The sequence below is a fragment of the Methanoregula boonei 6A8 genome, assembly GCF_000017625.1.
Classification (GTDB): Archaea; Halobacteriota; Methanomicrobia; order Methanomicrobiales; family Methanospirillaceae; genus Methanoregula; species Methanoregula boonei.
The window spans coordinates 1,665,001-1,689,684 of sequence record NC_009712.1; the positions used below are offsets into that span (position 1 = coordinate 1,665,001).

Consider the following 24,684-nt stretch of genomic DNA (forward strand, 5'->3'; position numbering starts at 1 on the left):
ATTTCCGAGCGAAATCTGGCTTGTCCTGGAAACAAGTAAAATTGTGTTTAGAAAAATGGACCGAACATGCGGATGGCCATGGCGGGCCGGTATTCCTGCCTGCACGGTTGTTTTTATAGCCCACCACGCCCAAGAAGAGGGGTGAGAAATACTGCGGGGCACCGATGGCGGAATCTGATTTTTTCGAGGTAACGGTCAAAGAGGCGGCGCACAACGATGCAAGCCGGGGTATTGCCCGGCTCAGTGTCGATGTGATGAAAAAACTCAACCTTGTCTCGGGCGATGTCATCGAGATCGTGGGAAAGAAGAACGCTGCGGCGATTGTCTGGCCGGGCTTTGCCGAGGACATCGGCTTTGCGATCCTCCGGATAGACGGGAGCATACGGGCAAACGCGAATGCCGGCATTGACGAGAAGGTGAAGATCCGCAAATCCGAGGCGGTGTACGCGACAAAAGTCGTGATCCAGCCGACCCAGGCCACCCAGCTCGTGGGCGGGGAGCAGTACCTTTCAAGGGTGCTCCGGGGTCGCTCGGTGGTAGAGGGCCAGACGCTCCGCGTCGATATCATCGGGAACTCCGTCACGTTCGTGATTGTCCGGGTCTCCCCCCGGGCCATCGCGATTGTCTCCGATGACACCGAGATCGAGCTCAAGAACGAGCCGTTCAATCCCGAAGAAGGAAAGCGGGAGATCTCCTCCATCCAGTACGAGGACATCGGCGGCCTCGAACGCGAGCTCCAGCTGGTGCGCGAGATGATCGAACTCCCCCTGCGCCACCCTGAGCTCTTTGAAAAACTGGGGATAAAGCCCCCGAAGGGTGTCCTCTTCTACGGCCCGCCGGGCACAGGTAAGACCCTGATTGCAAAGGCTGTGGCAAACGAGGTAGATGCCCACTTCAGCACGCTCTCGGGCCCCGAGATCATGAGCAAGTTCTACGGGGACAGCGAAAAAGCCCTGCGGGACAAGTTCCACGACGCGGAGGAGAACGCCCCGTCCATCATCTTTATTGATGAGATCGACGCGATCGCCCCCAAGCGCGAGGACGTGCAGGGAGAGGTGGAGCGCCGGATCGTGGCACAGCTCCTGGCCCTCATGGACGGCCTTGCCGGGCGGGGACAGGTCGTAGTGATTGCGGCAACAAACCTCCCCAACTCCATTGACCCGGCGCTCCGGCGTGGAGGGAGGTTTGACCGCGAGATCGAGATCGGCATTCCGGACAAGAAGGGACGTTTAGAGATCTTCCAGGTGCACACCCGGGGCGTGCCGCTGGCAAAGGACGTGGATATCGCCGCCCTTGCCGAGACCACGTTTGGGTTTGTGGGCGCCGATATCGCGCTTCTGGTCAAGGAAGCCGCGATGAACGCGATCCGGAAGATCATCCCGCTCATCGACATCAACAAGCAGATCCCGGCCGAGGTGATTGAGCAGCTGCGGATCACAAAAAACGATTTCGATACGGCCCGGAAGATTGTCCAGCCAAGCGCCCTGCGCGAGGTGCTTATCGAGATCCCGGATGTGGCATGGGAGGATATTGCCGGGCTTGACCAGACCAAGGATACGCTGATTAAGATCATCGAGGGGCGCCTGCGGTACCCGAAGATCTTCGAGAAACTGGACTACAAGCCCCCCCGGGGGATCCTCCTCTTTGGTCCGCCCGGGACCGGGAAAACGCTGCTTGCAAAGGGCATCGCAAGCAAGCGCCAGCTCAACTTCATCTCGGTCAAGGGCCCCGAGCTCCTCTCCAAAGGGGTGGGAGATTCCGAGAAGCATGTGAGGGAGGCGTTTCGCAAGGCCCGCCAGTCGGCGCCCTGTATCATCTTCTTTGACGAGATCGACGCGCTCTTCCCGAAAAGAGGCACGGTTGCCGACAACACGCACGTGACCGAGAGCGTGCTCTCCCAGTTTTTGACCGAGCTCGACGGCATCGAGGAACTCAAGGAGGTCTTTGTGATCGGGGCCACCAACCGCCCCGACCTGCTTGACCCGGCCCTGCTCCGTCCCGGCCGGCTCGAAAAACACCTGTACATTCCCCCGCCGGATGAGGCGGCACGAAAAGCGATCCTTGCCACCTATCTCCGGGGCATTGAGGGAGTCCTTGACCCGGACGTGAACACCGGTGAACTTGCCGCACAGACCCGGTTTTTTGTGGGCGCTGATCTCGAAGCGCTGGTAAGAGAGGCAAAGGCGATCGTGATCGATGAGGTGACCGGGGATGGCAGCACCGGGGAGGAGAAGATACCGGAGACGGTCCGGATCACCCGGCAGCATTTCGATGCTGCGCTGGAACAGGTCAAGGGCACACTTGACGGAACGGACTTCGAACGGTACGAGCAGAAGTCCTGGGACCTCCTGTACGCGAAAAACAGGCGCGAGATCCTGTACCAGGCAGTCGGTCTCATCAACCAGGTCGAGTACCTCAGGGGGAAAACCACGCTTAAAGCCGGGATCATAAAACAGGCCGACGAACTGCGGGATCTCGTGTACTGGCAGCGGCGTTCGTTTGACGAGATCCGGGAACGTACCGAAAAGCTCCGGAAGGCGCTTGAAGCATGTACCAAATCTCCGGATTAAGCCCGGACTTTTCCCGGATCTCCCCCGCGGCTTCTGCCAGGGCTGCATGCCGGCAGGGAGTCCCGGATACTTCCGGCCCTCCCGGAAAGGCCGGAAAAATAACGGTCCTGCCCCGGCAGGTCTGCGAGGATGACCACGGAGACCGGGGGATTGCCTCATGGTCGCTTTAGTAAATCATTTATTACAATATGTTCAATAAGCATTACAATAATCCATTCCCTGCACCAGGGTGACCTGTTTGATCGGCAGCGACTATCTCCGGAAGTACAAAACAGAATTCCTGCTTGCCGGGATCCTCTCCCTTGCCCTGTTCCTGAACCTCTGGGGCATCTGGAACCAGGGGATTTCGAATTCGTTTTATGCTGCTGCGGTAAAAAGTGCGCTCGTCAATCCCCCGGTTGCCCTTTTTAACTCCTTTGATCCGGCGGGATTTGTCACGATTGACAAGCCCCCGGTGGGCATCTGGGTCCAGGCGGCATTTGCTTTTGTCCTTGGTTTCTCGGGCTGGGTCCTTGTCCTCCCGCAGGCCCTTGCCGGCGTGGGATCCGTTCTCCTCGTTTATCTTATCGTCTCCCGCCCGTTTGGGAAACCGGCCGGTCTTGTTGCTGCCCTTGCCTTAGCGGTAACACCCATCCTTGTTGCGGTCTCACGGAACGGCACCATGGACTCCCAGCTCATCTTTGTCCTTCTTCTCGCGCTCTGGGCGGTCTTAAAAGCTGCACGGGAGCGGTCCCTGCCCTGGCTCCTTGTTTCGGTTGTCCTTATCGGGATCGGTTTTAACATCAAGATGATTCAGGCATTCGTGGTTGTGCCTGCGATCCTTGCGGTCTATTTCCTTGGCGCTACGGATCTTTCGTTAAAAAAGAAGGGACTCCATCTTGGGCTTGCCGTCCTTGTCCTTCTTGCCGTCTCACTTTCATGGGCGGTCGCGGTTGATGCGATCCCCGCAGACCAGCGGCCCTACATCGGCGGCAGCGGCGACAACACGGTCCTTGGCCTTATTGTCAATTACAATGGCCTCGAACGCCTCGGACTCGAAGGCCGCGGCATGGGCGGAGCATTCAATGGTACCCGGGACCCGGGGGCGGGAGCCGCGGGCGAATACCGTTCGGGCAGTACACGGCTGACCGGTGCGGGGGAACGGACGGGTGCAGGAGCGGCGTCCGCGGGGACAACAGCCCAGGCTGCATTCACCCTGGACCCGGCACGCGGAGGCACGGCTGCCGGCGGCATGGCAAACGGTGATGGTACGCCGGGCATCACAAGGTTCTTTGGCGAAGGGCTTGCCGGCCAGGTCTCCTGGCTTATTCCCCTTGCACTGATTGGGCTCCTTGCATGGATACGAAAACCGGCGGCCCTCTCGATAAGGTCGCTTGAAGATGCCGGCCTGACCAGCGAGCGGGGAGTTCTCCTTGCCGCACTGCTCCTCTGGTTTGTGCCCGGCCTGTTCTTCTTCAGCTTCTCGACCGCATTTGCGCATACCTACTATATCGCGACCATCACGCCGCCGCTTGCCGGCCTTGTCGGTATCGGGGCTGCGGGCATGTACCAGCAGTACATGGCAGGGGGCAGGAAAGGCTGGATCCTTGTCGGCGGCATTCTTGCCACCGGACTCTGCCAGGCTCTCTTTCTTTCCTATGCCATCCACTGGGACGGCCTGCTTATCCCGGTCATTCTTGTTGGGACACTTGCCTGTGCAGGTCTCCTTGCATACTTCCTTGCCCGGGACCACCCGGTGCCGCACAATCACAAAAAAATCCTTGCGGTTGTTGCACTCGGCCTTCTCTTCATTGCCCCCCTTGCGTGGTCCTCCACGCCCATCCTGTATGGGGACCGGGATGCGGTGGCCGGCCCGCCCACGACCGTATCCGGCGCGGGATATGCACAGGCAGGCTTTGCCCTCGCCGGCGCGGACCGGATCCCTGCCATGGACGGGAACGCCAATCGTGGGGCGGGAGGTTTTGCGCTGACCGGTGCGAGAGCCGCAACGGCCCGTAATGCCACGGCATATACCGGACAGGGCAGTTCAACCGACACGGCGCTCATCAATTACCTGCTTACCCATACCACAAATGAGACATGGATCCTTGCAACGCCGAGCAGCCAGTCCGCATCCCCCATCATTGTGGCGACAGGAAAACCGGTCATGGCAATCGGGGGATTCTCGGGCAGCGACCGGATCCTCACAGCGCAGTCATTTGCAGCGCTGGTCAGTGAGGGCAAGGTCCGGTACTTCCTTGGCGGAGGTACCGCAATGGGAGGAGCGGGTGGAGGGAACAGTGCGGTTGCCACATGGGTGGAGGAGCACTGCCGGGCAATCGTTCTCCCTGCAGGAAACGGGACTGCGGGAGCCGGATCCCTGTACGATTGTGCAGGCGCCACATCCGGCTCATGAGTGCTGCCTATGGATGTCTGGGAGGGGGACGGGCCGGTCGCATCTGTCGCCCGGCTCCTTTCCCGGGAAAAGATCCCCGGGTTTGTCGTTATCGGCATCATCTCGACCATCCTTGACCTGGGTCTCCTCTACGGCCTCACCGAATATTTCCATATCTGGTATCTCCTGTCCGCAACAGTCTCGTACAGTTGCGGGATGGTTCTCAATTTTCTCTTAAACAAGTTCCTCAATTTTCAGGATACGAGCCGGCATTACCTCTGGCAGTTTGTCACCTTTGCCCTGATCTCCTCGACCGGCCTTGCCCTGACACTCGGGGTTCTCTATATTGCAGTCGAGATCTTCTCGCAAAACTACCTTGTCGCAAAACTCATCGCGATCATTCTGTCCTTTGCCTGGAACTATCTTGGCCAGAGCAGGATCACGTTCTCTTTAGGGAAACACCGGATCAGCGGCGACCGGAGAGATTACCTGCGATAACGGAGAGACCGGGACGCCGGCACCCTGTGATGCAGACCGGATCCCCGCAACCAATCCGGGCCGGGGAGGGCCCGGCATTTTGTGCGAAGGGGCAGGAGAACTCCCGCCCGTTACGACAACAGGGTACATGATGATGAGCCCATGGATGTGTTACCCGGTGAAACTCAGGTAAATCTTTTTTAACCAGCTCGCAGATCAGATCGATTGGCAGCTTGTTTGCTGGCTAGTACTCAATGAATTGATCGCGTTTCAAAACATTTCCGGGCTGCTAAACATTTGAGAGGTGGAAGGAAAATGAGTAAAATGGTAATGGTCGCAGTGTGGATTTTGATCGGGCTTCTCCTGATTATTGCCGGAGTCACAAGTATGATGACGCTCTATATAACAGGTATCTGCCTGATCCTTGCAGGACTTTTGATCATCATCGTGGCAATCAAGAAGGCGCTCTGGAAGAAACCGGAAATGATGGCGCCGGCAAAATAATCTTCTTTTGTTTTTTCCCTCCCTACAGTCACGGCGCTCTGTCCGGTGTCCGCGGGGTTGTGCCCCTTCGGGAGACCACAGGCTTACCCCCTCCGGGGGTGTATGGTCCGACAACCCCTCCTCACCTGATCAGACCTGCATTAATCCGGGCCCGTATCGGGCTCCGATTCCCTGTCCCCCATTTTGCCTCCTCCCGGAAACGCCCGTAAAACGCTTCTTTTCGGTTCGCGTGGAAAAGAGGCCCTATAATCGCCCCGTTTGCCGAAATTCGCCCGATTTCGATGTCAGCTATTGGCCACCAAGGGCCCTAGAATCGAGGATAATTCTGGCCCGGGCTTTTGCCTATCTGACACCCGAAAAAGCGGTAGAAACGCGAATATGGGGATCTTTTTTTCCGGGGTAGGGGTACCGCAGGTAAAAGATGGCCCCGCTGCCCGCCCCCCGTTCTCCGTCGTAAAACCACTCCTTCTATCAAAACGCCGCCAGGCCCTTACAATCAGATAAACTCCCCCGGGAAAGGCAAATCCCTGCCCCTTATCAGTTTTCGCCATCCAAATGCTGCTAATTGTTACCTCACGATCTCCGACGGAAAAATACCCTGAATAACCTGAATTATTACCGTATTTTCGGGAATTATTACCTTCCGGTCCGGGAAAACGGGAAATCGGAGCCCGTACAAGGCGTATTTTTGAAGTACTGATCCATCCGGAAAAACCGGTGTCCGGTGAAATCCTGCCGGAGTGACTTTTGTTCCCGAGGGGAACACGAATATTTTAGCCGGGAGGATTGCTCCGAATTGAGGCTTTATGGACATAATTCCCATGCCTACAAACAGTAAAACTCCTGCAAGAAGGATAGCGGTTATCACACCGCATAAACCAGCAGCCATACCGGGCGTAAGGGTTACGTTCTATTATTGAAGCATAATTTTTGTGGATGCCGTCTGATCCAAAATTTTGCCATCATCTCACTCGGGTTAACAGCTGTTTATACCCCACGCCAAGTTAACAGAACTTGGTACCAGATTCTGGAAATATTTGCGTCCCGCTTCGGGGCCCCTCAAAATGGCAGATTTCCCTGATACCGATACGAGTTTTCTCACCCCCTTCGGGGGTCGCTCGGGCATCTTGCCAAGCCCTCGCCGGGCAGATTACCTTTTCTGGCGGACATGTGGTCCCCTTCGGGTGACGCATGGGGAATCGCTATGATCATTGCTGGCAAGCAGATCTGCCACAACTTCATTAAACTGATGGGGATAAGAGAGCAAGAGTTGAATATATCATGGATCCATTCAGAAGAACAAAGTTAAAACCGTATTCTTCATCCTGAAAAGATATTTCGGGTGGAACCCTCAAGGCATGCAAATACCGGCTCCATGTCAGAGAAATTAAGATCAAAATCATTCTCTACAATATCTCAAAAATGATCTTTGCTTTGTCCCTCATGATTCTCTTTTTGAGGAATTTTACAGAGCCGATTTTTACTCGTTAAACATATTATTTGATATAATCCACCCCTTACCCCAAACCGAAGTACGGAGAATTTAATTAAATTCCCATATCATTTTAGTACAAGGAATGCGACGTCGGTCCATTTTTATTAAGGGATTGAGTAACCGGTATCGTGGTATGCCGTCACGGATCCGATGTAGTTCCCTGTTGCTGGTGAATTGCGTATGAAATCGTACCGTCTGGTATTGGCAGGATTTCTCCTCATTGTATTGCTGATAATAATTGTGCCGGTATCGGCTGCCTCTCCTATATTCACCCATGTTACCCAGTGGGGATCATCAGGATCAGGAAACGGGCAGTTTAGCCAGCCGGAGGAGGTCGCGATCAACACCACCGGGTACATCTACGTGACGGATAACCAGAACAACCGGATCCAGGTATTTGATCCGAGCGGAAACTATGTTTCCCAGTGGGGATCAGCGGGATCAGGAAACGGGAAGTTTGAAGGTCCCTCCGGGATTGCCGTCAATACGACCGGGTATGTCTACGTGACAGACTATGGCAACGGCCGGATTCAGGCATTTGATCCGAGCGGAGCCTATGTCACCCAGTGGGGAGGTTTCTACCACCTCATTGGTGTCGCCGTCAACACGACCGGGTATGTCTATGTGGCTGACTCGGGCAACAACCAGATCAAGGTATTTGATCCGAGCGGGACCTCTGTTACCCTGTGGGGATCAGCAGGCTCGGGAAACGGGCAGTTTAACCTGCCCTGGGTTATCACCGTCAATACTACCGGGTATGCCTATGTGTCAGACTGGAACAACAACCGGATCCAGGTCTTTGGTCCGAGCGGAAACTATGTTTCCCAGTGGGGATCAGCAGGCTCAGGAAACGGCCAGTTTGACCACCCCTATGGTGTCGCCATCGACTCGACCGGGTATGTCTATGTGGCCGACTCGGTCAACAACCGGATCCAGGTTTTTGATCTGAGCGGAAACTATGTGACCCAGTGGGGATCGGGGTTTAACGATCCCTCCGGGATTGCCGTCAACTCAACCGGGTATATCTATGTGGCGGACGCGGGCAACAACCGGATCCAGGAGTTTTTGCAGATCACTCCTCCTGTCGCCTCATTCACGGCCACTCCCCGTACCGGTACCACCACCCCCCTTACCGTTCAGTTCAATGACACCTCGGCATATTCACCGGATCAGTGGAACTGGTCGTTTGGCGACGGCCAGTGGTATAACACCACGGATGATTCTCTCCGTAATATCACGCATGAGTATACCCAGACCGGAAGTTACACCGTCAGTTTAAGCGTCCAGTATGCGGCGGGATCCGATACCAGCTCTCAAGCCGGGTACATCACGATTACCTTACCTACTACCGCACCCACTACCGCACCGAATTCCGGGGGTCATGCTGCACGAACCGACTATTGGGTCAACTCCGGCAGTGCAAACGACCAGGGTTACACCGGCCCGGCCCCGACGCCGATGGGGGTATCTCCTGCTGCGCCATCGGTCACGAATTCAGGTTCCCCTGGTGTACCAGCGCCAGTTCAACCTCTGGCTGCATCAACCGTAGTCCCGGAACCCCTGCCAACGAACACTCCGGCCACGCCACCTTCCCCGCTCTCCCCTATAACGACATTCATCAGTGAATTGCTGCAGGATATATTCGGCACAAAGTGACGAGAAAAAAGATTGAGAGCATATCTCCAAATGAGGGGATGGAAGTCTGTCAGAACTTTATCAAACCGCACGAGGGGTCAGAGGGCAAAACCCTGCCGGAAGCGTGCGGGATTGTGGTTAATGGGAAAATAGGTGGCGGACTTTAATCCGGAATGCAGCTGCGGCAGAAAAATAAAATTATAAATTCAGGTCACACTTTTTAGACACAGCGTTATTACCGCAATCCCGATGAGCAAACAGATTGCTCCAAGTTGGGAATTTGTTGACATAAGTCCCATGCCTACAAAAAGCAAAACTCCTGCGAGAAGGATAACGGTTATCACACCGCATAAATTAGCAGCCATACCGGGCATAGGGATTACCTTCTGTTACTGAAGCATAATTTTTGTGGATGCTACCGGTCCGAAATTTTATCATTATCTCACCCGGGTTAACACTTGTTTTCACACCTTACGCGAAGTAAACAGAACCGTCGGTGGACAGCAGACTCACCTCCTCCGGGGGTGTATGGTCCGACAGCCCTTCCAGACCTGATCAGACCTGCATTAATCCGGGCCCGTATCGGGCTCCGATTCCCTGTCCCCCATTTTGCCCCCTCTCGGAAACGCCCGTAAATCGCTTCTTTTCGGTTCGCGTAGAAAAGAAGCCCCATAATCGCCCCGTTTGCCGAAATTCGCCCGATTTCGATGTCAGCTATTGGCCACCAAGGGCCCTAGAATCGAGGGTAATTCTGACCCGGACTTTTACCTATCTGACACCCGAAAAGGCAAAAAAGGGCCGAATTTGAGGAACTTTTTTCCGGGGAGGGGATTAAAAAACGGGCAAACTGGGCCCTGTTTGTTTCTTCGGGAATAGGGCGAGTATCCGCCGGGTCTGATTGTTCAAGAGAGCATTTGCCGAAAAGACACGATCTCACGTTTCACTACACCTGCCCATCACGCGGATAATCTAAATTAAATTCTATATTTTTTAGATTTTTACTTGCGTGAAAATATACGATCAATTGTTAACGAACCAAACTTAATGAAGCGAAAGTAATATCATTTCAACATTTTTTAATCATTAAATATCCATGGCAAGAAAAGGTAGATATTTAGAGAAATTTGTTGCTCTATTAGAGAAAATTGAAGTCCCAGATGCTATAATTACAACTCCCGATCGTATTGTTGATTCAGTAACTAATCGATCACGTGAAGTTGATGTTTTAGTAAAACTCAAAACAGGAGATCTAATTTTTTTAGAATGTCGTGATAGAAAATCAAAAGGCGGGGTTGAATGGATTGAGCAAGTTATCCAAAAGGCACGAGATAATAAAGCAGACAAAGTTATTGTTGTGTCTTCTTCAGGATTTACAAAAAGTGCAATCAAGAAAGCTAAGGTTTACAATATAGGATATAGAACGCTTAGAGAAGTCACCGCGCAAGAAATCGGTTCTTGGTTACAGTGTCGAGAAGTTCTATGCAGAACCCCCAACGTAAATTTTTTACGAATAGATATAAATTTAGTAAATCCAGTATCTTCCGATTTTGTATATGAGGGTATTCCACCAAAATCACACGATATTGTATTTTTGAATAAGAAAGATGGAAAATTATTAAGTTTTTGGAATTTGTGGCAATCTTCAAATTTCGATTTTGTATATAATTCATTACAACCAAATGGAGAGAGGAGAACACGCCTTGTCAATTTAAATTTAGATCCCAAATTGCATGTAATTGCACTTATCGGGAAACAAGGATTGGCTGATGTGGAAAATTTTAAAGCAATTGCAGAATTTTGGATAGAAGAAAAATGGGTACCTCTAACCTATCGGAAATATGAAGGAGATAACGGGGTGATCAGTGAAATGATCGAAGCCGAATTGCCAATAAATAAGGAGAGAGGAATTGTGACATTTCATAGAAAACCCGAAAAGAACGGAGAGGCTATTTTTTCAGTCTCCACCAGACCTGTTAAACCGGAATAATGCGCACTAAAACATTGTTAGTTATAACGTACGGTAATACCACCTGATTTTTGACAGCACTTTTCAACATAACTTACCTCCCGACAACTTGACAGAACCCCCAACACAATATTTTATATACTAAACCAGACTAACTAATGGTTAATCCTCGAAAAGGAGGCTTATGATTATGACCGATTCCAACGACGTAAAACTGACCGAACGGGAAGCCGCGAGCAACGACGATGTCAGGCGCAAGAGTGCCATCCTGCCCTGGCGGGTGATCGACCGGCTCCGCCTGCCCGGCGGGACACGACCGGGATCAATGCGGATGCCACTGGCGCAATCCGTCTGACGGCCACGGGATCATCCCCGGTGTTTGCCGGACTGAAACTTCCGCATTGCCAAACTATTTGACAGGAAGAAACGCTATTACGAATTACCGGTAGCGGATTACGAATAACAAGAAAAAATTACGATTGCCATGAACTTCAACAATTTCACCATCAAATCGCAGGAAGCCGTTTCAAAGGCGATAGAATTAGCAACGGCAAAAAAGAACCCGTCTGTCGAGACGTCGCACCTCCTCAAGGGAATGCTCCTGGTTGACGAGAATGTCATCCCGTACCTCCTCAAGAAACTCAATGTGGACCTCAACGGGTTTACTCCTGCGCTCGACCGGATTATCGATGCGTATCCCGAGGTGACCGGCGGGGATCAGCACCTCTCCAGTGATGCCACAAAAGCCCTGCAGAAAGCCACCGCACTTTCCCAGGAGTCCGGGGATGAATTCGTTTCCCTGGAACAGATCCTCCTTGGGATCCTTTCGGTAGACAACAGCACCTCACGGCTGCTCAAAGAGAACGGGGTAAAGGAAAAAGATCTCAAGACTGCCATTGGCCAGTTGCGGAAAGGTGAGACCGTGAACAACCAGAATGCCGAAGAGACCTACAATGCCCTGGAAAAATATGCCCGGAACCTCAACGATCTTGCCCGCAAGGGAAAACTCGATCCGGTGATTGGCCGTGACGAAGAGATCCGCCGGGTACTGCAGATCCTTTCACGGAGAACAAAGAACAACCCGATCCTCATCGGGGAACCCGGGGTGGGAAAGACAGCGATCGCTGAAGGTATCGCCCACCGGATCATCGATGAGGATGTCCCGGATAACCTGAAGACCAAGCAGATCTTTTCCCTTGATATGGGAGCCCTGATCGCCGGGGCCAAGTTCAAGGGAGAATTTGAAGAGCGGCTGAAAAGCGTAGTCAAGGAAGTGACCTCATCTGACGGGGAAATTATCCTCTTCATCGACGAGATCCACACCCTGGTCGGGGCCGGTGGCGGCGAGGGTGCGATGGATGCGGCAAATATCCTCAAGCCGGCGCTCTCACGCGGAGAACTGCATGTCATCGGCGCAACAACCTTAAAGGAATACCAGAAGTATTTCGAGAAGGACAAGGCGCTTGAGCGACGATTCCAGCCGGTGATGGTCAACGAACCGGATATGCAGGACGCCATCTCCATCCTCCGGGGCATCAAGGAGAAGTACGAAACCCACCACCATGTGCGGATCAAGGACGAGGCGATTATCGCCGCCGTTGAACTGTCGCAGCGGTACATCTCCGACCGGTTCCTCCCCGACAAGGCGATCGACTTAATCGACGAGGCTGCATCAAAACTCCGGCTGGAAATTAACTCAAAACCGGAAGAACTCGAAAAAATTGAACGGAAGATCCACCAGCTGGAGATTGAACGGGAAGCGATCAAACGCGAGAAAGACCAGCAGAAGCTCAAGGCCTTAAATGAAGAGATCGGGAACCTGACCGAGGAACGCAACCGGCTGAATGCAAAGTGGCGGTCGGAAAAAGAGCTTGTCGAGCAGATCCAGTCACGGAAGACCGAGATCGAGGACTTAAAGTTCGAGGCCGAACGTGCCGAAAGGAACGGCGACCTCGGGAAAGTTGCCGAGATCCGTTATGGCCGTATCCCGGATAATGAAAAAAGCATGGTGGCGTTAAAGGAAAAACTCACCGTGCTGCAGAAGGATTCCGCGCTCGTGAACGAAGAGGTGGATGCCGAAGAGATCGCCGAAGTTGTTTCGCGCTGGACCGGGATTCCCGTAAGCAGGATGCTCCAGAGCGAAAGGGAAAAACTGCTCAGCCTCGAAGCCGAACTCCACAAGCGTGTTGTCGGCCAGGATGAGGCCATCGCGGCAGTATCCAATGCGATCCGCCGGAGCCGTGCCGGGCTGCAGGACACAAAACGCCCGATTGGCTCGTTTATCTTCCTTGGCACAACCGGTGTAGGAAAGACGGAACTCGCCAAAGCGCTCGCAGAATTCCTGTTCAACAACGAGAACAGCATGGTGCGGATCGATATGTCGGAGTACCAGGAACGGCATACCGTGTCAAGACTGATCGGCGCACCGCCGGGCTACGTTGGCTATGAAGAGAGCGGGCAGCTGACCGAAGCGGTCCGGAGAAAGCCCTACTCAGTGGTACTGCTGGACGAGATAGAAAAAGCCCACCCGGATGTCTTTAACATCCTCCTGCAGGTCCTTGACGACGGCCGCCTGACCGATAACAAGGGCCGCACGGTGGATTTCAAGAACACCATCATCATCATGACCTCGAACATCGGGTCGCACCTCATCCAGGAGAACATGGAAAAAGCCACCGAGAAGGACAGGGACGAGCTCTTTGAGCGCACGCGGGAACAGGTCTTTGACCTGCTCAAGAAGACCATCCGTCCTGAATTCCTCAACCGGATCGACGAGATCATTATGTTCAAACCGCTCACGGAGGATGAGATCCGGACGGTTGTTGAGATCCAGCTGGAGGGCGTTCAGAAGATGCTTGAAAAGAGCGATGTCCGGCTCACGGCCACAAAGAAAGCCATCCGGTTTATCGCCGCCCTGGGCTTTGACCCGCAGTTCGGAGCACGGCCCATCAAACGCGTGATCCAGAAAAACCTGCTCAATGAATTGTCAAAGATGATCCTCGAAGGAAAAGTGCAGAAGGACAAGGAGATCGTGGTTGATGAGAAAGGAGGAAAACTGGTGTTCGGGAATGCCTGAAACCTGAACGCCCGGGGTAATGCAGTTGTAGGGTAGGGAGTAGCATGGAAGATATTGAAGAGCTCAAAAAGGAACTCGCAGAACAGACCCGGCTTGCTGAGGAACGCCTCAATCAGCTGCAATACCTCCAGGCAGATTTCGACAATTTCCGCAGGTGGAGTGCAAAGGAAAAGGAGACGATCACCGCCCTTGCAAACGAGAAACTGATCCACGATCTCCTGGTTATCCTCGACGATTTCGAGCTGGCCCTGCCTTCCTTAGAGCAGGAGAAAAACCGGGAAGGAATGACCATGATCTATAAAAAATTTGCAAAAATCCTGTCCGACTATGGATTGCAACCGATAGAATGCGTGGGAAAAAAATTCGATCCCCATTACCACGAAGTACTTTGTACAGAAAAATGCCCGCAGGAGCAGAACACGATCCTTGAAGACTTCGGGAAAGGCTACCAGTTGAAATCCAAAGTCATCAGGCCCTCGAAAGTAAAGATTGCAGAACATGTAACAGAGAAAGTTGGTGAGAACAATGGCTAAAGAAAAAATCATCGGAATTGACCTTGGTACCTCAAACAGCGAAGCTGCCGTCATGGTCGGCGGTAAACCGACTATTGTCCCGTCCGCAGAGGGGGCTACAGTTGCCGGGAAAATGTTTCCCTCCTATGTGGCCTTTACCCCGGATGGCCAGCTTCTCGTAGGGGAACCGGCACGGCGGCAGGCCGTAAGCAACCCCGAGGGTACCGTTACCGCAGCAAAGAGAAAGATGGGGACAAACCACGTCTATAAGATCTACGGGAAGGAGTACACCCCCCAGCAGATCTCGGCGTTCATCCTCCAGAAGATCAAACGCGATGCCGAAGCGTTCCTGGGAGAGAAGATCACAAAGGCCGTCATCACTGTCCCTGCCTACTTCAACGACAACCAGCGGACCGCAACAAAGGATGCCGGAAAGATCGCCGGCCTCGACGTAGTCAGGCTGGTGAACGAACCCACCGCAGCATCCATGGCATACGGCCTTGATAAGGGTGGCGAGTTCAAGATCCTGGTCTTTGATCTCGGCGGCGGCACGCTCGATGTCACCATTATGGAGTTCGGCGGCGGCACGTTTACCGTTCTTGCAACCTCCGGGGACACCCAGCTGGGCGGCACGGACATGGACAATGCCATCTTCGAATGGATCGCAGATGAGTTCAAAAAACAGGAAGGCATCGATCTCAGGGCAGATAAGATGGCAGTCAACCGGGTCAGGGAGGCTGCCGAAAAGGCCAAGATTGAACTTTCCACCGTTATGGAAACGGAGATCAACCTTCCCTATGTATCGGCGACCCAGACCGGCCCCAAGCACCTCAACATCAAGCTCTCGCGGTCAAAACTCGAACAGCTGATCGACCCGATCATAAGAAGGTGCATCAAACCCTTCGAGCAGGCCCTCAAAGATGCAAAACTCACAAAAGACGATGTCCAGAAAGTGATCCTTGTCGGGGGACCGACCCGGATGCCGGTTGTCCAGAAATTTATCGAGGACCATGTAGGGAAAAAGATGGAACGCGGTATTGACCCGATGGAGTGCGTGGCCATGGGTGCCGCGATCCAGGGCGGGATCCTTGGCGGCGAGATCAATGACATGGTGCTGCTCGATGTAACTCCCCTGACACTCGGCCTTGAGACCCTCGGCGGGGTCCGGACTGCGCTCATCGACCGGAATACCACGATCCCGACAAAGAAGAGCCAGATATTCTCGACTGCGGCGGATATGCAGACCGAGGTCACGATCCATGTGCTCCAGGGCGAGCGACCCATGGCAGCCGATAACGTGAGCCTGGGCCAGTTCAACCTTGTCGGCCTTCCCCCGGCGCCCCGGGGTGTCCCACAGGTCGAGGTCACCTTCGATATCGATGCATCGGGTATCCTCAATGTCTCTGCAAAGGATCTCGGCACCGGGAAAGTGCAGAAGATGACCATCACGGCTTCCACAAAACTGGGAGAAACGGATGTCAGGAAGATGGTTGACGAGGCAAAACAGTTTGAAGAGCAGGACCGGCAGAGAAAGGAAGAGGTCGAGGCCAGGAACATCGCGGATTCCCTTGTCTACACGGCAGAGAAAACAAAAACCGATCTGGCGGATAAACTCAACCCGGATATGGTCGAACGGCTGAATGCTGCGATCACCGGGGTCAAAGCGGCACTGGAGGGTAAGGATACTGCAAGTGTTAAGACCGAAACAGAAAAACTCCAGAAAGTCTTAAGCGAGGCAGGTTCCGCTGCATACCAAGCGGCAGCCCGGCAGCAGGCGGAACAGCAGGGTGCTTCACAGAACACACAGCAGCCTTCGCAGGATGCCGGCGGTTCGGGCAATGCCGGTGGCCCCGGCGGCGAGAACGTTGTTGACGCCGACTTCAAAGTAAAGGATGAAAAATAATTTTTTTTATCACAAATACCCATGGCAACACGCGACTATTATGAGATCCTTGGCGTAAAACGGGATGCCTCAGCGGATGATCTCAAAAAAGCATTCAGGCACCTTGCACGAAAGTATCACCCGGACCTGAACAAGGGCAGTAAAGAAGCGGAAGAAAAATTCAAGGAGATCAATGAGGCATACCAGGTGCTCGGCGACCCCGCAAAGAAAGCCCAGTACGACCAGGGAGGCAATGTCGAGTTTGCCCCAGGAGAAACGGCGGGATACCGTCCGCCCAGTTACGACGACCTGTTCCGGGACTATGGCCTTGGGGATATTTTCAACGCGTTCTCGGGGGGACCCCGGGGGATGCGGCAGCGGGGCGGGGCGGATCTCCGCTATGATATCGAGATATCCATCGCCGATGCTTTCAGCGGGACGAAGAATACCGTTGCCGTACCGCATGATTACGAATGCGGCACCTGCCATGGAACGGGTGCAGAACCCGGTCACGTGAAGGACTGTCCAACCTGCCATGGGACGGGTGAGATCCGGAACCCGCGGAAAGTAGGTAACCGCACGATGATGAGCATCGCCCAGTGCCCGGACTGTGGCGGAACCGGCAAAATCATTGACAAGCCGTGCAGTACCTGCAAAGGTTCGGGAACTGTGCAGAAGATGCGGCGGATCGAAGTGACGATCCCGCGGGGCGTTGAGGACGGGCAGTTTTTGCGCATTGCCGGGGAAGGAGAACCCGGGGAGAACCAGGGCCCTCCCGGCGATCTCTATGTTGTGGTTCACGTAAAGAAGGATGAGATCTTCGAACGGCACGGTGCCGACCTGCAGACCACAGCAGCGGTCGGCCTTGCCACCGCGCTCCTGGGAGGAGAGATCACGGTACCGACGATTACCGGGAGTGCGTCCTTAAAAATTCCCCGCGGTACGCAGAGCCATACCCTTTTCCGGCTCCGGGGCCAGGGGATGCCGTCCCTCAGTTCCGGGAACCGCGGGGATCTCCTTGTCAGGGTGATCGTGAAAATCCCGGCAAACCTGACAAAAAAGCAGGAGGAACTGATGAAGGAAGCGTTCGTGGGTGGGCCTGCAGGGTGAGCCATAATGCGGACCACTGAACCGGGGGTTCATTACCGCTGTTTATCCCGGAAGGCTTGCTTCCCGGAGGAGCGGACGGGAAGCCGGGAGAAAGAACAGTCCGCAGGTCCGGAACGGCAAAAAGGATCAGAACGGGATTTGGGCACTGTTGATTCCCAACCACGTGCGGGGCAAAACATATGGTAACATGGTATTACCGCTCTGTCTTTGACGAACTTGAGGACATGAGGAGCTACCTTGAGGCGCTGAACCGGCAGATATACGGGACCACCCCTGCGGCGTTATTGCCCGCTGCCTCCGGCGGGTCGGCAATAAAAATGCTGCCGGTGCAACCGACAACTCTCCCGACAGATGTTTTTGAGAACGATAATGAAGTGGTGATCGCCACGAGGGTGATCGCCGGTATCACGAAAAAAGATATTGCACTTGACCTGATCAATCCTCACACGCTGGAAATTTCCTGTGAACAAACGGATGAGACCACAAAGGAGAACGAGGGATATTATCAGCGTAAGCATTCGATCAGATCGATGACACGGATCGTCCCCCTCCCGGAACCGGTGACTGATGAGGGATCGTCTGCAACGTTTAAGGACGGCGTGCTGGAAGTCCATCTCAAAAAGATCACGAAAGGATCACGGGGAAAAATACCCGTGGATTGATGATGGAGAAGATCCATGAGGGAGTGAAGCATCTGAAAAGAATCGGTGACCTGCCTCGGGAAAAGGATGGATTCCTGGAACGAACTAAACCGGGTGCCGGCGAAAAATCTCTCACCTCAATAATTGTAACGCGACACGAAGTTTTGTCTCGTCAAAAGGTTTGAGGATATATCCCTCCGGATGAACATCCTTCGCACGATCAAGGGTATCCTCATCAGAGCTGCCCGTGACAAAAATAATCCGTGTATCCAGACTTGCCTTGATTTTGTGTGCCGCTGCAACCCCGTCCAGTTTTCCGGGCATCTTAATGTCCATGAATATAAGATAGGGTCTGGCTGCCTCGGCAAGCTTCACAGCTTCATCGCCGGATTTTGCCTGGACACAGTTTTCATACCCGAGATCGTTGAGACGCTGTAAGAGCAGGAGCCGGATGATCTCATTATCATCAACAATGAGAATTTTTTTGTTTTTATTCGGGGTATCCCCGGCGTCGCTCATTGATGACGCGTCTTGCTGACAGATAGTGGATTTGTTGTCGTTGCCCGGTTCTGCCGGGCTCCCGGTTTCCTCGCCTGCCTGCATATCCTTACCATTCTCATCCGGGACAGGGATATTTTTCGGAGGCCCGACAGCACCCTTATAGGTTGCATTTGCTTTGTGACAACTGGTGGTAAGCCTTTTGCGTTGGAGAGCCAGTTTCTCCCGCATTTGTGTCGAGATCTCGGTGAATGCTTCGAGACCGTTTCTTCCCGTCTTTTTTTGGACCATGACCTGGCGGAGATCATCCTTTGAGAAGACCTTCTCTATAGCGTTAATATCATATATGGTGAGATTGCCCAAACCTAGAATGGTAAAGAAGACGGGCATCCCGTCGCGGTCAAACACACTGGAGAGCAGGTGTTTTCCTGCCTTCTCGATAAGGACAGGACGTATACTTTTATCGCATGCCCTGGTGAGAAGGTGGATCGCAGGTACTCCATCATGTTCAATTCCCCCCAGGTCCCGTAGGTCTGCAATCAGGATGAGTGCCAACCGGTCGATTTGCTCGCCTTTTTTTATCACATCAAAAACGAACCTGCCTTGCCGTGCACAGTCTGATTTAATAACTTCACGGAGCATCGCGAGGTTCTCTGTGCTAATCTTATTCTGGATCTCGCTCTGCATTTCCATGGGGGATAAAAACAGGGAAGAGAACAATATGCCCCAGGCAGAAGTAAGTTTGCGGAAATCCGGTTTTTTGGGTCCCGCGTTCAGAGAGGATTCGAACAGTTCAAACAGCTGCCGGGGGGTAGCCCTCTCAAGAGAGGAGTCTGTGGACTGCGGCATGAGTGCACTGATATGACATCTTGTTGAGGATTTGGGAAGGACCGCATTTTCTATAACCTGAAGCTTGGACTCAAGCGCTGACAGCTTAGCGTTGTAATCTCTTCTGATCTGCTCCAAATCCTCGGCTGAATAGGTGACAGTTGACGATGTATGCCACTTTTCGTTGGAATCTTCCATAATTTTTGCAAGTTATTTTTTCACAATTCTTAAATGCAATATTATTTAGGATATGATAATATTTTCTCTTAAATTAAGATTGTAGCTCTTATTTTCTCTTTAATGATCCCTGAAAAAATCCCAAATGATTTTTTTAACCTACCCTGATCAACAATCCTGATAAAGATCCGGCTCCAACGACTAACCACGAATCCCGCGCCAGTGCAGGTCACATTACCCGGCACCGGGCGGGATGTATCCGGCGGTAAATCAGGAGTCGCACTATGATCCTCAGGGAATTTCTTGACAAAGAGGGAACAGAGAAGAACCTCGCAGAGCTCATACTCTTTTTAAGCGGACAGGCACGCGAGGTCAAAAAAGGATTTCTTTCCACCTGCATGAACACCGGGGCCTGCGGTACCCAAAACATGTTCGGGGAGGACCAGAAGCCCCTGGACAAGTACGCTGATGATGTATTCATCCACGCGCTCCAGAAATCGCGTCTTGTCCGGTATATTGCGACCGAAGAACAGGACCACGTAATCGAAGTGAGCGGCGCAAAGAACCAGTTCGGCGTTGTTATCGATCCCCTTGACGGGTCCTCGCTTCTCGATGTCAACCTCTGCGTAGGCTCCATCATCGGCATCTACCCGGGCCATGTCCTTGAGAAGGGGACAAAAATGATCGCCGCCCTCTATATGCTCTACGGTCCCCTGACGCTGCTCACATTTACCACAAAACATGGTGTCCACGAGTTTGTCCAGTGCGAAACCGGCGAGTTTGTGCTCCGGCACGAAAACCTGAAGATCCCCGAAGGAAAGATCCAGTCCCCCGGCGCCCTGCGCAGGGACTACCTCACTGCCCATGCACAATGGATCTCATGCCTGGAAAACGAGGGATACAAACTCCGCTTCTCCGGCTGCTTTGTGGCTGATGTCCACCAGATCCTCCACAAGGGAGGAGTATTCTCTTATCCCGGCTACAAGGGAAAAGAGTCCGGCAAGCTCCGCCTCCTGTACGAGGCAAACCCCATGGGCATGATCGTTTGCGAAGCCGGCGGTGCGGCAAGCAACGGGCATACGGATTACCGGGAGATTGTCCCTTCCGCCATCGGCCAGGTCACGCCTCTCTACATCGGCGGCAAAAAAGAGATCGCAAAGATTGAATCCTGTATGAGAGAAGGATAAGGTAAGGAAAGACCCACGATGAGCAAACACCGTTACGATCCGATCCCCGGATCAACGATCCTTTCCGGGGTAACAGGAAAGAAAGCCATTGTCATGGCGGCAAATGTCCGCATCGCCACCGTTGCCGAGGGGATTTTTAAGGCGGCAAAAGATACCGACTCCGCGGTTTTCATGGAACTGGCCCGGTCCGAATCCGACCTTAAAGGCGGATACACCGGCATGACCCCGCAGATCTTTGGTGATAAGATGCGGGCAGCGGCTGCAGCAACAGGCTGCGACATCTGGGCGCTGCACGCGGACCATATCTCTATCAAGAAGGGCGATGCCGCAGAGATCGCCGGGACAAAAGAACTGATCGATGCACAGGTAAAGGCAGGCTACACCTCCTTTGCCATCGATGCCTCGCATCTCTTCAACTTCGCGGGAAAGAATGTCCGCGAGGAACTGGCCGAAAATATTGCGGCCACCACGGATATCGCCCGCTACATCAAACAGCAGATGAAGGGAAAGGAGTTCGGCCTTGAGGTGGAGGTAGGCGAGATCGGGAGAAAGGACACCGAGGGCCTGATCCTGACCCGGCCCGAGGAAGCCGTAGGGTTCATCAAGGCACTTAACGAGAACGATGTGTTCCCCCATGTGATCGCAATTGCAAACGGCAGCTCCCACGGCCATGCCTACGATGCGAACGGGAACGTGGTTGAGCAGCTCTCGATCGATATCAACCGCACAAAAGAGATCGCACAGGCGCTCCGCGATAACCACCTCAAGGTCGGGATCGCCCAGCACGGGATCACCGGCACTCCCCGGGACCTCATCAACCTGCACTTCCCCAAGGGAGATATCATCAAGGGCAATGTGGGGACCTTCTGGCAGGACGTGGCATTCGGGGTCCTGAAGATCTACGAGCCCGATCTCTACAAGAGCATCGTAGACTGGACGCTGGAAAAGTACCGCCCTCAGAACCCGGGCAAGAAAGACCGGCAGGTCTTTGACGGCAACTGCAAGATGGCGATAAAAGAGTTCTATAAAGAGATCTACGCGGTCGATGACACCACAAACAAGGCCATGCAGGCAATGGCCTATGCAGAAAGCCTGGTCTTCTTTAGGGCGTTTGGCGCGTACGGCACCGCGTCGGCCATCAGGAAATCCCTGCACTGATTCCCGGTGTGCCTGCAACAAACCAGCCCCAACCATTTTTAGGATCCCCGTGCGATCTCCTAGTTGTGAGTACCCATGCCAAAGACCACCATCTCCGTTATTAAGGCAGATGTAGGAAGTTTCCCCGGCCATTCCCGCGCCCATCCCAAGCTGCTTGAAACCGCGGCGCAGATGCTCAGGGCCGAGAGGGGAAAACTCCTCCTTGATTCCTTTGTCACCCACTGCGGCGATGATCTCGAACTGGTCATGACCCATTCCCATGGGGCCAACAGCGAGGCCGTTCACCGCCTTGCGTGGAATGTTTTTGCCGAATGCACAAAAGTTGCAAAGAGATTCAAGCTGCACGGTGCCGGCCAGGACCTCCTTGCCGAAGCCTTCACGGGCGATATCCGGGAACTCGGCCCGGGCGTGGCCGAGATGGAATTCGAGGAACGGGAGTCCGATCCCGTCCTTATCTTCATGGCGGACAAGACAGGGCCCGGGGCATGGAATTTTTACCTGTACAAGATCTTTGCCGATCCCTTCAACACCCCCGGGCTTGTCCTCGACCCGGCGCTCTCCGGGGGATTTGTCTTCGAGGTGCATGACACCGTGGCAAAACGGATGATCACGTTCTCCTGCCCCGAGGAAAGTTACAGCCTGCTTGCCTATATCGGGTCATCATCGCGGTACGTGATCAAGTATGTGTTTAAACGGGATGGGACGATTGTGGCTTCCACGAGCACCCAGCGCCTCAACCTTACCGCAGGAAAATACGTGGGAAAAGATGATCCCGTTATGATCGTCCGGGCAGAGAGCGGTTTTCCCTCTATGGGCGAGGTGCTTGAACCCTTCACGGTCCCGGTGCTTGTGGCCGGCTGGATGCGCGGCTCCCACAATGGCCCGCTCCTGCCGGTCGGACTCTGCGATGCCAACTGCACCCGGTTTGACGGCCCTCCCCGGGTTGTCTGCTTCGGGTTCCAGGTGGCAAACGGGGCCCTTGTCGGCCCGGCTGACATATTCGATGACCCCGCGTTTGACCGGGTAAGGGCACGGTGCAACGAACTCGCCGATACGATCCGGGCGCAGGGGCCCTTTGAACCCCACCGCCTTTCTGCCGGGGAGATGGAGTACACCACGCTTCCCGCAGTTGAAAAGGAGCTGGAAAACCGCTGGAAACTGCTCAAAGAATAAGACCTCCGTAAGAAGGGGGACTGGTAATCCGGGTATCTCTTTTTTCCCCGCGGGAAACTTTAATAATCTTACGACCCAAATCAGGACAGATGGTTAACGGAATTGTTTTGCCCATAAAGAAAGTGTTTGCTCTCGTAGATTCCAAGATCATAGTCGAGATCAAGGATGAGGGGCGCAAGCTGCAGGGCCGGCTTGTGGCAGTAGACGAATACCTCAATATCCATATGGACGAGACGATCGAATTCGTCAACAACGAGCGCGGGCGGAGCCTGGGCACGGTCGTTATCCGGGGCAACAATATTCTTACCATTGCCCCGGTTCTCTAAAAGAAAGGAGCAGTACCAGCAATGCCTGAACCTGAAGATGAAGCATTTGCCCTGATCCAGTCCCACCCCGAGGGCGTCCTCCAGAGCGAGCTCTGGAAGGAACTGGGTGTGGACAGCCGGAAATGTTCCCGGATTGTAAAAAAACTTGAAGACGGCGGGCTTATCGAGCGTGTTGAATTCAAAAAGGAGGGGATCAAGACCTACCTCCTCCGGGCAAAAAGACAGCCGGTCCGGCCTGAAGACCTGCTTGCCGGTGACGAACTTATTCCCTGTATTGCCTGCGACCTTGAGTGCGTGGTCGAGGATTGCCACCCCTTAATGGACTGGATGTACCAGCTTGCCATTGTCGGGAACAGTTCTTGAGTAACCGGTCCCTTCCCTCACATTTTATCATCTCTTTTTTGTACCATGACCCGCCTCACCCTACCCTTTATCTGCGAGTGCCTGCTCCTGTGCATCCCGCTCAACATCTATGTGATCGGAAATAATCTCGCAGAAGGTGTCCAGTGGGCCCTCTTCCGGTACCAGCAGAGTTCTCTGGGAAACACCCTGATTCTGATCCACAAGGATATCCACTATGTTATTGGCGGGGTTCTGCGGGGTGCCAGCGCCCTCTCGACCGGTATCTGGGTCACCGGGGCGGTGCTTCTTGTCGCGGCACTTGTTGTGCTTGCCATCGCTGCGGTGCGGGACAAACCCGGCCTGGTCCGGCCCGCCGGGATACTCACGATTGCCTGCGGGACGCTCTTCCTTTTTGCGGAACTCGTTGAGTACGGGCCAACACTTGCAAACGATCACGGATCCTCTGTCCCTGTTGGTATCCCGGTCATTATTGTTGTCGGGCTCTGGCTTGCCTGCGGGAATTTCACAACCCCGGAGGAAAATTCCGGGGAGCCGGATGAATGCGCCGGGCCGGAATCCGACGGGACAAAAGGATAGCCACGGTAAAACCGGCCTGATGCCGCAAAAAGGTATTCCGGCTGTAAATTGTGCCCCACCGGCAATTTCACCGCAACAAAAGTCAACTATTTATCCGACCGCCATCCAGATTATAGGTGTACACGCCGGGAAATATTCCCCTCGTTTCGTGAGCCT

General features: G+C 53.8%; 21 protein-coding genes. 19 read left to right on the forward strand and 2 right to left on the reverse strand.

Translation table 11 applies throughout. From position 1 onward, the window contains the following. Positions 1-164: 164 nt before the first annotated feature. From MBOO_RS08345 to MBOO_RS08365, 5 genes are all read left to right on the forward strand, one after another. Positions 165-2,570: a CDC48 family AAA ATPase gene (locus MBOO_RS08345; RefSeq protein ID WP_012107157.1), complete on the forward strand. Its 2,406-nt coding sequence runs from the start codon at positions 165-167 to the stop codon at positions 2,568-2,570. Beyond that, entirely contained in the window at positions 2,549-2,740 is a 192-nt protein-coding gene (locus tag MBOO_RS08350; RefSeq protein WP_048068404.1) for a hypothetical protein, read from the forward strand. Before MBOO_RS08345 ends, MBOO_RS08350 begins: the two co-directional genes overlap by 22 nt. 59 nt (positions 2,741-2,799) lie before the next feature. Continuing rightward, positions 2,800-4,965 carry a glycosyltransferase family 39 protein gene (locus MBOO_RS08355; protein WP_394295866.1) on the forward strand — a complete coding sequence of 722 codons (2,166 nt, stop codon included), beginning with the start codon at positions 2,800-2,802 and terminating at the stop codon, positions 4,963-4,965. A 9-nt stretch (positions 4,966-4,974) separates the two neighbouring features. After that, positions 4,975-5,442, forward strand: a complete 468-nt coding sequence (locus tag MBOO_RS08360; protein WP_012107159.1) for a GtrA family protein — start codon at positions 4,975-4,977, stop codon at positions 5,440-5,442. 294 nt (positions 5,443-5,736) lie between these two features. Beyond that, positions 5,737-5,925 (forward strand): hypothetical protein, encoded by a 189-nt coding sequence (locus MBOO_RS08365; protein ID WP_012107160.1) that lies wholly within the window; start codon positions 5,737-5,739, stop codon positions 5,923-5,925. A gap of 568 nt (positions 5,926-6,493) precedes the next feature. Here the strand turns inward: MBOO_RS08365 and MBOO_RS08370 are convergent. Further along, a complete protein-coding gene (locus MBOO_RS08370; RefSeq protein ID WP_012107161.1) occupies positions 6,494-6,814 on the reverse strand; it encodes a hypothetical protein in 321 nt (106 codons plus the stop codon). A 786-nt stretch (positions 6,815-7,600) separates the two neighbouring features. Here MBOO_RS08370 and MBOO_RS13130 point away from each other — a divergent pair. The 8 genes from MBOO_RS13130 to MBOO_RS08400 all read left to right on the forward strand — a co-directional run bounded on the left by MBOO_RS13130 (position 7,601) and on the right by MBOO_RS08400 (position 18,263). Continuing rightward, the gene (locus MBOO_RS13130; protein WP_012107162.1) at positions 7,601-9,076 is read left to right on the forward strand and encodes a 6-bladed beta-propeller; all 1,476 of its coding nucleotides are present in this window, start codon (positions 7,601-7,603) and stop codon (positions 9,074-9,076) included. A 1,072-nt stretch (positions 9,077-10,148) separates the two neighbouring features. Then, the gene (locus tag MBOO_RS13570; RefSeq protein WP_012107163.1) at positions 10,149-11,042 is read left to right on the forward strand and encodes a restriction endonuclease; all 894 of its coding nucleotides are present in this window, start codon (positions 10,149-10,151) and stop codon (positions 11,040-11,042) included. A 169-nt stretch (positions 11,043-11,211) separates the two neighbouring features. After that, on the forward strand, positions 11,212-11,376 hold the full coding sequence (locus MBOO_RS13955) for a hypothetical protein (protein WP_012107164.1): 165 nt from the start codon (positions 11,212-11,214) through the stop codon (positions 11,374-11,376). Between the two features lie 129 nt (positions 11,377-11,505). Continuing rightward, positions 11,506-14,097: an ATP-dependent chaperone ClpB gene (gene clpB, locus MBOO_RS08380; protein WP_012107165.1), complete on the forward strand. Its 2,592-nt coding sequence runs from the start codon at positions 11,506-11,508 to the stop codon at positions 14,095-14,097. Between the two features lie 44 nt (positions 14,098-14,141). Next, positions 14,142-14,630, forward strand: coding sequence for a nucleotide exchange factor GrpE (locus tag MBOO_RS08385; RefSeq protein WP_012107166.1), 489 nt, complete (start codon positions 14,142-14,144; stop codon positions 14,628-14,630). Further along, positions 14,623-16,512, forward strand: coding sequence for a molecular chaperone DnaK (gene dnaK, locus MBOO_RS08390; protein ID WP_012107167.1), 1,890 nt, complete (start codon positions 14,623-14,625; stop codon positions 16,510-16,512). The genes MBOO_RS08385 and dnaK overlap by 8 nt, the downstream gene beginning before the upstream one ends. A 21-nt stretch (positions 16,513-16,533) precedes the next feature. Beyond that, positions 16,534-17,601, forward strand: a complete 1,068-nt coding sequence (dnaJ, locus tag MBOO_RS08395; protein WP_012107168.1) for a molecular chaperone DnaJ — start codon at positions 16,534-16,536, stop codon at positions 17,599-17,601. A gap of 179 nt (positions 17,602-17,780) precedes the next feature. Continuing rightward, the gene (locus tag MBOO_RS08400; protein WP_012107171.1) at positions 17,781-18,263 is read left to right on the forward strand and encodes an Hsp20/alpha crystallin family protein; all 483 of its coding nucleotides are present in this window, start codon (positions 17,781-17,783) and stop codon (positions 18,261-18,263) included. 111 nt (positions 18,264-18,374) lie between these two features. On the opposite strand, the gene MBOO_RS13575 is transcribed toward MBOO_RS08400, so the two are convergent. Continuing rightward, on the reverse strand, positions 18,375-19,427 hold the full coding sequence (locus MBOO_RS13575; RefSeq protein ID WP_157677646.1) for a response regulator: 1,053 nt from the start codon (positions 19,425-19,427) through the stop codon (positions 18,375-18,377). A 602-nt stretch (positions 19,428-20,029) separates the two neighbouring features. Here MBOO_RS13575 and MBOO_RS08410 point away from each other — a divergent pair. The 6 genes from MBOO_RS08410 (at position 20,030) to MBOO_RS08435 (ending at position 24,528) form a co-directional block, all read left to right on the forward strand. Then, positions 20,030-20,932: a class 1 fructose-bisphosphatase gene (locus MBOO_RS08410; RefSeq protein ID WP_012107173.1), complete on the forward strand. Its 903-nt coding sequence runs from the start codon at positions 20,030-20,032 to the stop codon at positions 20,930-20,932. A gap of 18 nt (positions 20,933-20,950) precedes the next feature. Continuing rightward, positions 20,951-22,090, forward strand: coding sequence for a class II fructose-bisphosphate aldolase (locus tag MBOO_RS08415; RefSeq protein WP_012107174.1), 1,140 nt, complete (start codon positions 20,951-20,953; stop codon positions 22,088-22,090). Between the two features lie 75 nt (positions 22,091-22,165). Continuing rightward, positions 22,166-23,263 carry a fructose-1,6-bisphosphate aldolase/phosphatase gene (gene fbp, locus MBOO_RS08420; protein WP_012107175.1) on the forward strand — a complete coding sequence of 366 codons (1,098 nt, stop codon included), beginning with the start codon at positions 22,166-22,168 and terminating at the stop codon, positions 23,261-23,263. Positions 23,264-23,352: 89 nt separating this feature from the next. Continuing rightward, on the forward strand, positions 23,353-23,589 hold the full coding sequence (locus tag MBOO_RS08425; protein WP_012107176.1) for an LSM domain-containing protein: 237 nt from the start codon (positions 23,353-23,355) through the stop codon (positions 23,587-23,589). A 21-nt stretch (positions 23,590-23,610) separates the two neighbouring features. Further along, entirely contained in the window at positions 23,611-23,952 is a 342-nt protein-coding gene (locus MBOO_RS08430) for a helix-turn-helix transcriptional regulator (RefSeq protein ID WP_012107177.1), read from the forward strand. 45 nt (positions 23,953-23,997) lie between these two features. Beyond that, a complete protein-coding gene (locus tag MBOO_RS08435) occupies positions 23,998-24,528 on the forward strand; it encodes a hypothetical protein (protein ID WP_012107178.1) in 531 nt (176 codons plus the stop codon). Positions 24,529-24,684: the final 156 nt, after the last annotated feature.

Excerpts from the sequence above, each read along its gene's own strand:
- MBOO_RS08435 (WP_012107178.1), top strand. The coding sequence starts at position 23,998 with ATGACCCGCCTCACCCTACCCTTTATCTGCGAGTGCCTGCTCCTGTGC.
- fbp (WP_012107175.1), top strand. The coding sequence starts at position 22,166 with ATGCCAAAGACCACCATCTCCGTTATTAAGGCAGATGTAGGAAGTTTC.
- MBOO_RS08425 (WP_012107176.1), top strand. The coding sequence starts at position 23,353 with ATGGTTAACGGAATTGTTTTGCCCATAAAGAAAGTGTTTGCTCTCGTA.
- clpB (WP_012107165.1), top strand. The coding sequence starts at position 11,506 with ATGAACTTCAACAATTTCACCATCAAATCGCAGGAAGCCGTTTCAAAG.
- MBOO_RS08410 (WP_012107173.1), top strand. The coding sequence starts at position 20,030 with ATGATCCTCAGGGAATTTCTTGACAAAGAGGGAACAGAGAAGAACCTC.
- MBOO_RS08430 (WP_012107177.1), top strand. The coding sequence starts at position 23,611 with ATGCCTGAACCTGAAGATGAAGCATTTGCCCTGATCCAGTCCCACCCC.
- MBOO_RS08385 (WP_012107166.1), top strand. The coding sequence starts at position 14,142 with ATGGAAGATATTGAAGAGCTCAAAAAGGAACTCGCAGAACAGACCCGG.
- MBOO_RS08360 (WP_012107159.1), top strand. The coding sequence starts at position 4,975 with ATGGATGTCTGGGAGGGGGACGGGCCGGTCGCATCTGTCGCCCGGCTC.
- MBOO_RS08400 (WP_012107171.1), top strand. The coding sequence starts at position 17,781 with ATGGTAACATGGTATTACCGCTCTGTCTTTGACGAACTTGAGGACATG.
- MBOO_RS08345 (WP_012107157.1), top strand. The coding sequence starts at position 165 with ATGGCGGAATCTGATTTTTTCGAGGTAACGGTCAAAGAGGCGGCGCAC.
- dnaJ (WP_012107168.1), top strand. The coding sequence starts at position 16,534 with ATGGCAACACGCGACTATTATGAGATCCTTGGCGTAAAACGGGATGCC.
- MBOO_RS08370 (WP_012107161.1), bottom strand. The coding sequence starts at position 6,814 with ATGGCTGCTGGTTTATGCGGTGTGATAACCGCTATCCTTCTTGCAGGA.
- dnaK (WP_012107167.1), top strand. The coding sequence starts at position 14,623 with ATGGCTAAAGAAAAAATCATCGGAATTGACCTTGGTACCTCAAACAGC.
- MBOO_RS13575 (WP_157677646.1), bottom strand. The coding sequence starts at position 19,427 with ATGCAGAGCGAGATCCAGAATAAGATTAGCACAGAGAACCTCGCGATG.
- MBOO_RS08365 (WP_012107160.1), top strand. The coding sequence starts at position 5,737 with ATGAGTAAAATGGTAATGGTCGCAGTGTGGATTTTGATCGGGCTTCTC.
- MBOO_RS13955 (WP_012107164.1), top strand. The coding sequence starts at position 11,212 with ATGACCGATTCCAACGACGTAAAACTGACCGAACGGGAAGCCGCGAGC.
- MBOO_RS08350 (WP_048068404.1), top strand. The coding sequence starts at position 2,549 with ATGTACCAAATCTCCGGATTAAGCCCGGACTTTTCCCGGATCTCCCCC.
- MBOO_RS08415 (WP_012107174.1), top strand. The coding sequence starts at position 20,951 with ATGAGCAAACACCGTTACGATCCGATCCCCGGATCAACGATCCTTTCC.
- MBOO_RS13130 (WP_012107162.1), top strand. The coding sequence starts at position 7,601 with ATGAAATCGTACCGTCTGGTATTGGCAGGATTTCTCCTCATTGTATTG.
- MBOO_RS13570 (WP_012107163.1), top strand. The coding sequence starts at position 10,149 with ATGGCAAGAAAAGGTAGATATTTAGAGAAATTTGTTGCTCTATTAGAG.